The sequence below is a fragment of the Dysgonomonas termitidis genome, from assembly GCF_042654545.1.
Lineage (GTDB): Bacteria > Bacteroidota > Bacteroidia > Bacteroidales > Dysgonomonadaceae > Dysgonomonas > Dysgonomonas termitidis.
This window is the reverse complement of sequence record NZ_JBHSGN010000034.1, coordinates 1-8,402: the sequence shown is the minus strand read 5'-3', so window position 1 is coordinate 8,402 and position 8,402 is coordinate 1. Positions and strand designations below refer to the sequence as shown.

General features: G+C 45.0%; 5 protein-coding genes, 1 tRNA gene and 1 pseudogene. All 7 read left to right on the top strand.

Annotated elements, in window-relative coordinates; all coding sequences use genetic code 11:
* Nucleotides 1-837 (top strand): annotated as a pseudogene (locus ACFO6W_RS04050) (hypothetical protein); the annotation flags it as partial.
* Between the two features lie 559 nt (nucleotides 838-1,396).
* Complete coding sequence (locus ACFO6W_RS04045; protein WP_379994072.1) at nucleotides 1,397-3,343, top strand: C1 family peptidase; 1,947 nt, start codon at nucleotides 1,397-1,399, stop codon at nucleotides 3,341-3,343.
* Nucleotides 3,344-3,345: 2 nt separating this feature from the next.
* Nucleotides 3,346-5,262 (top strand): SUMF1/EgtB/PvdO family nonheme iron enzyme, encoded by a 1,917-nt coding sequence (locus ACFO6W_RS04040; protein WP_379994071.1) that lies wholly within the window; start codon nucleotides 3,346-3,348, stop codon nucleotides 5,260-5,262.
* 41 nt (nucleotides 5,263-5,303) lie between these two features.
* Nucleotides 5,304-6,599 (top strand): caspase family protein, encoded by a 1,296-nt coding sequence (locus ACFO6W_RS04035; RefSeq protein ID WP_379994070.1) that lies wholly within the window; start codon nucleotides 5,304-5,306, stop codon nucleotides 6,597-6,599.
* Between the two features lie 71 nt (nucleotides 6,600-6,670).
* Entirely contained in the window at nucleotides 6,671-7,840 is a 1,170-nt protein-coding gene (locus ACFO6W_RS04030) for a hypothetical protein (RefSeq protein ID WP_379994068.1), read from the top strand.
* 49 nt (nucleotides 7,841-7,889) lie between these two features.
* Nucleotides 7,890-7,962: transfer RNA gene (locus ACFO6W_RS04025), tRNA-Thr, on the top strand.
* Between the two features lie 204 nt (nucleotides 7,963-8,166).
* The coding region (locus ACFO6W_RS04020; protein WP_379994067.1) for a hypothetical protein at nucleotides 8,167-8,402 on the top strand (236 nt) is incomplete at its 3' end.

Here is an 8,402-nt window from a genome sequence, read left to right as displayed (position 1 = left end):
GTCGCCGTAGGGGAGCTTACCGGAGATTGTTCCCCTGCCTTATCGAAGCTGGAGCCAACACGGGTGCAGGAAATTTTACAGAACATACGCTTTATAGAGGATAAGGAAGCATTGGCAGATATGCATACTTCCGACCCTGTACTGAAAGCCATAAAGGAGAGGAACAAACTTAAAGTATGGGAGTTCCCGGATACGGAAATACGGGTGTCAGACCGTTACCTGGTGATATTCGACCCGCAGAAGGGAGTATCGGAGAGTGCGGACTGGGGTGTGATCACAGTTATCGACCGTTACTGGATGATGCACGGCTGCGCCCCTGAAATAGTGGCGGAGTGGCGGGGACGTATAGACAAGGATATTTCCATCTGGATAGCCGCACAGATAGCCCGGTATTATAATGACGCCCTGCTTATCATCGAAAGCAACACGTATGATACGGATATAAAAACGGATGAGTCGGAGTTGATCTTCGATACGCTTGTAAAGCATTACCCGAACCTGTACAGCCGTACTCCTGCCGATAAGATACGGGAGGGCCTGCCTGCAAAATACGGCTTCCATACGAATAGGAGCACCAAGACAATGATAATCGCCAACTATGTGGCTATTATCCGCGAGAAAGGGTATATAGAGCGCAACGGGGAAGCGCTCAACGAGGCGCGTGTGTATGAACAGAAGAAGAACGGCTCGTATGGGGCCAAGGAAGGAAAGCATGACGATATACTAATGACACGGATGATAGGCCTGTATATCTGTTTCCAACTGGCATTGCCCGTATTACTGGATGAGGTGAAGAAAGTGAAGGTGAAAAGGTCTGTGGGGGAGGCGAGTTTTTGATTGGAATATTGAGATGTTTACCAGAAAGATTTTTAATCCGCTTTATAACTATAAATCCAAAGAAATAGAATTAAAAATTCTTATATCAAAAGCTATCGGATTGCAAATCCGGTAGGACGAGGGAACCGCAGCTAACCGCCGGAAATAGCTGAAATCGTAACATAATACTCATATATGAGTACAAATAACATATAAATACCTGCGGAACGAATATTTACACAAGTCATATATGTATGGCTCCATAAATATATCAATACCGCAACTAATGTAACTATAGTTGCGAAATAGGTAATAAACGGATAAAAATAGGTAATAATATTTTAAATACAGGCATCTATTTTTATTGTTATTTTATACCGGATATAATATCCGGTACATGAAAATGTCGGAATCCTTTAGCACAGGATGGCATTTTCTTTATTATTGTTTACACTTATTCCGTCCGGGAGGCATTCTTACGTACGGGTAGGTGTCTGTATTTTTTAATGGAATCCATTGTGTATAATGATTTTGAAAATAGAAACCTGATTTGTAAAACACTAATAGTCAAAAAACGAAGATGAAAGAAAATACCGGAAATAGAAAGGTAATGATTATGTTCCTGAGAACTATCTTACCGCTTGCTCTCTTTTTACTGCCTTACCAGTCCTACAGTCAGAATATTGTATTAAATGTTACCGGAAAGGTACTTGTAAACGGGCAGGCAGTGAAAAAAGGCGACAATCTGAGCAGTACCGGAAAGGTCGTATTCGGCGATCCGGGCGCAGAGCTCAAAGTCCTTTCGCAAACAGGTGTTTGTGTAATCAAATACAAAAACTACAAGGAGAAAGGCTCTTCGGAACTATTGGATTTAATCAAATCGTGCATCAGGAAAAATTCCGTAGCCACACTCGGCACAAGGGCATGGAAAGCAAATCCGGGCAAGGACAAGCAAATAGAATCGGTCGAAGCCCTGTGCAAGACATTAAACGTTACGCCAGACAATGTAAACGAAATGTTCGGCCAATACATTACCCCTTACTGCGTACTGGAGTTTGCAACGCCTTACTGGCAGGATATCGCCGGATTTATGCAAACGAAGTACGGTTTCAATCCTCCCCGGCTTACCGGCGAACTGATGAGCCCGGATGCATATCAAAATATTCCCCTGGTGCCTAAAGTCCGTTCGTTGGCGCCGTTGCCTCCGGCTGCTTCATTAAGACAATACGCTCCTATTCCGGGTAACCAGGGGCAGTACGGTACATGTACCGGATGGGCAAGCGCATATGCTGCCCGAACGATCAGTTGGGCTGTGAAAAATAACCTGACCGATGTACAAGATATCACCAATCAAGCATTCTCACCCTCTTTCGTTTATTCCCAGATAAAGGATAACAATGATGTCGATTGCCAGAATGGTTCCACTATCTATGCAAGCGTGGAATTACTAAAAAAGGCAGGGGCTGTTTTCCTGACGGATCTGCCTTATCAGTGTAACCCTGTTATCGCCCCATTTTTTCAACAAGCCAAAACATACGCCATCAAAGATTTTCAACGGTTGACTACAGATGAGGGTATAAAAAGCAGGGAAGATTTCGACAATATAAAAAGAGCCATAGCGGATAAAAAGCCGGTGCTCGTCAGCATAAAATGTTATCAATCATTTGATGGCAAGGTATGGAACGGTGTGCTTGACGGCCTGCGGGGGTATCATGCTATGTGCATGGTCGGCTATGACGATAACTATAATAACGGGGACGGTACATCCGGAGCCGTTGAGCTTCTGAACAGTTGGGGTACTGCTTGGGGTGACGGAGGCTTTATCCGTGTGAAGTACAAGGATTTTCCGAAAATATTGAACTATGCTATCTCCTTATACGATGATGCGTTGCCCATTCCACCGCCTGAACCGCCTAAGCCGTTGCCTGTACCTCCTCCTGCACCCGATACAATGAAACGGATGGAAGGCTCATTCAGTCTGGTACTTAGTGACGGTACTTCCATGCAACTCGAAGGCGATGAAGCGGCTTTTCGCGGATTACGGCTGGCAAGCGCAGAAAAAATGACTTACAATATCCTAAATCCGTATCCTGCCGGGACATTGTTCCGCATCAACTTCACCAGTTCGCAGCCTGCCTATGTTTACCTGATTTCAACAGATTCGAGGCGTAGCCCGTTGGCGCAGCTTTTCCCAGACCCGGACAGGAATGTTTCCGCATTGCTCGATTTTAAATCGGAAGTATCCGTATCCATCCCGGACGAAACGCAATATATCCAGATGGACGAAACAGCAGGCGAAGACTATCTGTGCGTCATTTATTCGAAAGAAGAATTGAATATGGATGCGATAAGAAATTCCCTGCAAAATAATCCCGGTGAAAGCTTTGTAAGAATTGTGAAGAATACGCTGGCGGATAAAATCGCAGACGGAAACGAAGTGGTGTTCGAGAAGAATAAAATAGCATTTAAAGCCGCGTCTGTGAACCATACGGCTGTCCCTATTTTTATAAAAATAAAACACAGATAGTTATGAAACTTTTTCTCTTTACAGTCTTATTGTTTTTTACAGGCCTGTCGTTTGCGCAGAAAAAAGCCGCGTTAGTAGTAGGCAATAACGATTACAAGGAGCTTCCCCTGAAAAACGCGGTTAATGACGCGAACCTGATGGAAGTTACCTTACAGAAATTAGGTTTTACCGTACAAAAAGTTGTAAATACATCAAAATCCGGATTCGAGAAACAATTGCTTACCTTTATCAAAAACCATAAAAATGCCGATGTGCGTTTCTTCTATTATGCCGGGCATGGCATACAGATAGATGGAAAAAACTTTTTAGTTCCTGTCGATGCCTCATTGGATGAGCGGGAAAACGTAACATTAGAAGGCTTGGATTTCTCTACTATATTTGACCAGTTTCAAAATTCAAGGACTGATGCCATGAATATCTTTGTGATAGATGCCTGTCGTAACAATCCTTTTAAAAACCGGAGCTGGGGTAGCAGAGGAGGAGTGGGCGACAGAGGTTTGGTTTTGCGAAAGGCGGATTTTACAACCGGTTCTTTTGCCGCCTTTGCCGCTGATAACGGGCAAGTAGCTAGTGATGGCAATAACAGCGATAATGGACTTTATACAAAAGTATTGTCCGATGAATTATTAGTGCCGGGACTCGAACTTAACATCCTGTTCCAAAAAGTCCGGGGCAAGGTAATTAAGTTAAGCAATGGCGAACAAACCCCTGTTGAAGAAAACCGTTTGATAAGCAGTAATGGTTTCTACTTTATCCCGCCAGTCGATAAGCCCACTCCCAGTCCTTCGCCGGCGCCTGTAGTTAACAGCGTTGCAGACTACACGGAAACAGCGGGCAGCCTGAATATAGAGATGGTTGCCGTGAAAGGCGGTACATTTACGATGGGTAGCCCCGCATCTGAACCTGATCGCGGATACGATGAAATACAACATCAAGTAACGCTTAGCGATTTTTATATAGGAAAGTATGAGGTAACACAGGCACAGTGGGAAGCCGTTATGGGCAACAATCCTTCATCTTTTAAAGGCAGTAACCGGCCAGTGGAGTTTGTCAGTTGGAACGATATACAGGCGTTTCTTTTTAAGCTGAATACAAAGACAGGAAAAAAATACCGCCTGCCTACCGAGGCCGAATGGGAATATGCGGCCCGGGGCGGGAATAAGAGCCAGAGATATATGTACAGTGGCGGCGACTATCTGAATGTTGCAGGCTGGTTTAAGTATAATTCGGATAATGCCACTCATCCTGTAGGCGAGAGGCAGGCCAACGAACTGGGCGTTTATGACATGAGCGGGAATGTGTGGGAATGGTGTAACGACTGGTATGGCGATTATAGTACTGCTCTCGCGACCAATCCGCTTGGGGCTGCTTCGGGTTCGAGCCGCGTGTTGCGGGGCGGTAGTTGGATGTTCCCCGCTAAGTACTGCCGCTCTGCGAATCGGGCCTTCAAATCTCCTCCCACTCTCAAGGTCAACACCTACGGTTTCCGCCTTGCTCTGGGGTCTTCATCTTCTACTAAAGATGAAGAAGTTATTATAAATGATGGACAAGCTATCAAAGTTACTTTCGAATCAGGAATCTTGTTTGCTACTAACTCAAGCACACTGAATTCCGCTTCTCAAAGCGTGTTGACTAGTTTTGCAACATCTTTGACGAAAAATCCTGATACTAATGTTATTCTTTATGGGTACACAGATTCTACGGAGAATAACAAACTGTCTATAAAAAGAGCGCAAGCTGTTGCTAATTTTTTGATGAGTAAGGGTGTGGGTTACTCTCGTATGATAACTCAAGGCGTGGGATCTGAACAACCGATTGCAGATAACAGCACTGCTATAGGGCGCACTCAAAATCGTCGTGTTGAAGTCTATATTCTTCCTAACGAGAAGAAGACGACCAAAGACGCTACCTTAAATTGAGACTGATAAAATATTTTGACCAAAATAAAACGCAGATAATAATGAAACCTTTTTTTCTCTTTATATTCCTTTTATTTTGTGCAAACCTGTCTTTTGCACAGGAGCGCAATCTCAAGCTGGTAAAGGCACCTGTTGAAAACCCTACCAGCCAGAAACGCAAAGCCGTTGTTATCGGTATGAGCGACTATGGGGCGGGCAAAAGCCTGAACAATACGCTGAACGATGCCAACGATATAACCGGTGTGCTTACCCGGCTTGGTTTTGAAGTCACACTCCTTAAAGATAACGACTTACCGAACTTGGAAGCCAATTTAAGCAATTGGTACAACACGATTGAAAGTAACGATATGGCCATTTTTTATTTTGCAGGCCACGGCATGGAGGTAAAGGGACAAAATTATTTAATACCTGTTGGCGCGAAGTTGAACTCAGAAACCGATGTACGGTACAACGCACTGAATGTAAACCAGGTGTTGGGCAATATGGAAGAGAAACGAGTCCGCTTTAAGCTGCTGATACTGGATGCCTGCCGCGATAATCCGTTTACCAGAGGCTGGAGCCGGGGAAGCAATGAAAAAGGCCTTGCCGGAATGCTTGCTCCTAAAGGTACGCTCATTGCCTTTGCAGCATCACCGGGGTCTACAGCGCAGGATGGCGGAACTTATAATTTGCGCAATGGCGTATTTACCCATTACCTGAAACAGGAAATTTTGAAGGAGGGCGCTACTATAGATAATATATTGAACCGGGTAGCAAACGGCGTCTCCAATCTTACAAACGATCAACAATTACCCTTCAAATCCGGTATTTTGACAGAGGATTTTTACTTTATCCCGCCGGGTAATAAGCCCACTCCAAGCCCTTCACCGTCTCCTGTACCGACTCCATCTCCATCTCCGTCTCCTGTAGCCGTTGATGGCATAGCTATTAACGGTATTGTCTGGGCTAAATACAATGTAGGGGCAAAAGGGACTTTTGTATCATCACCGCAAGATTATGGCAACTATTACACTTTTGATGAAGCCCAATCGGCTTGCCCTGCCGGCTGGCGTGTGCCTACCAAATCTGAATATGAAATACTGGCGAATGCGCCTCATACCTGGGTAACTCAAAATGGTAAGAACGGCCAAGTATTTGGTAACGGCAGCAACAGCATTTTCCTTCCCGCTACTGGGCGCTCCTCCGTCATTGCCATTACCCCGGGTTCATTCGCCCAATACTGGTCGAGTTCAGTGTCTGCGCAGCGCGCTTCTAGCTTGTTCTTCAGCAGTGACGACACTTCCGTCAACTCGCCCAGCCGTGCGGTCAGCCTCTCCGTCCGTTGCGTTCAAGAATAATAGTGAAGCATCCGGTTTATTTGATTTATTTTTCCCGCATCAAAGGCAGTTCTATACTATTTGATTGAAAAATGCACTATATAAAAACCTTATTCTCTGACGGCAGGCTGCATATCTACAGCATCCTGCTGTTCGTTTCCACTTTCCTGTGGATGGCGCTGCCCTATAATTCGGGGCCGGATATGGCTATCCAAAAAAGGGTGGGCGGGATTAACATGCTGTTACCTGACGGGCATAAGCCGATGCCGGATGAGATTATTTTTATCGACGTTTCCAAATCCCGGTACCTTGTCCCGCTCGATGAAGATTCGACTGAAAACGACGTCGTTACCAACAGGCAATATCTAGCCCGGCTGTTTACCCATCTGGCAGCTAACAAAGAACAAGTGAGGTATGTGCTGTGCGATGTGCATTTCGATATCCCCACCCCGGACGACAGCCTGCTGGTTGAATCCGTTTCGGGGCTGGGCGATAAGTTTTTGGGTATCAATACCTATGCCAATGACAGCCTGAGCCGTAACCTTGCAGGTGTGCGCTCCGCAACGGCTTCGGTGTATTTGCAGCAGAACGCCGTGTACAAAGTCCCCTGTTTCGGCGTATACGGGGACACGCTGGTTCCTTTCAGGATGTACACGGATCTGGATAAGGTGAATGTCCGTAAGAACTTTCTGTTCACGTGGTTTCAGGGAAAAGGCATTGCCTTCAACAACCAGATTGATGATTACCCGCTTCGCGGCTCTGATTTTACAGATGGGGAATATGTGAAAATCGGCCTCGGCGAACTGGTATCCATATTGGAAATAGCCCCCGAAGTATTCAACGACTACCTGCAAAACAGGTATATATTAATAGGCGACTTCGAGAATGATGCCCACAACACTTACCTGAACAGGCAGCCGGGTACGCTGATATTGTTCAATGCTTACCTGCACCTGCACCTCGACAGGCAAATACTACCTGTCTGGTATCTGGCGGTACTTTACGTTTTCCTCTATTGGATTGTCTGGCTGCAAACAGGGAAAAGAAGCCGCCACCTTAAAATGACGCTGAGGATAAAATATTTCGAGCCGTTCGAGTTCCCGGTCAATATTTTATCTGTCAGCCTCTTACTGATGGGTTTTACTTATCTTTCATCCTTGCTTTTCAAGGTTAATATCAGTATTTTCCACCTGATCGTTATCTTTTCATTTGTAGACCTGGTTGAGTTTATATGGAATAAACGCATCAGGGCAAAACATTAGTCCGATTATTCTTTTTTTTAAGAAAAATACTACATTTGTCAGCCCAAACGCCGGTTTAGCTCAGTTGGCAGAGCAGCGCATTCGTAATGCGCAGGTCTGGGGTTCAAGTCCCCAAACCGGCTCAATTCTGTTTTGATTCTCTCCTGTCCTCAATTTTCCTATCACTGCAAAAAGTTTTTAAGATGTAAATAAGTCCAGATTAATTTGTTAATGTGGCAATGCGTAATTGAGTAAATTTAATGTGCCAATGAGATGATGTGCCGATGTGCCAATTAGCGCAAAGCGACAATGTCTTAAAACAAGAATTACCAATTAACAAATAACCTATGTCAGTATTCAGTATCATATATTCGGACTTTAATGAAGCGCGGCTTTCTTTGAAAGAATGGTTTTTCTGCCGTAAGCAGGCTATCAGGATGGATATTGCCATCAGCCTTGCCGATATGAAGCAAAAGGGATGGAACAGGCAGTTTATAGTTATGCTGATGAGCCTGCCGGCAGGGGACAGGCTGGTATCCATACACAGGGATAAGTTCCTGGAATACCAACGGGCAGGCTTGCT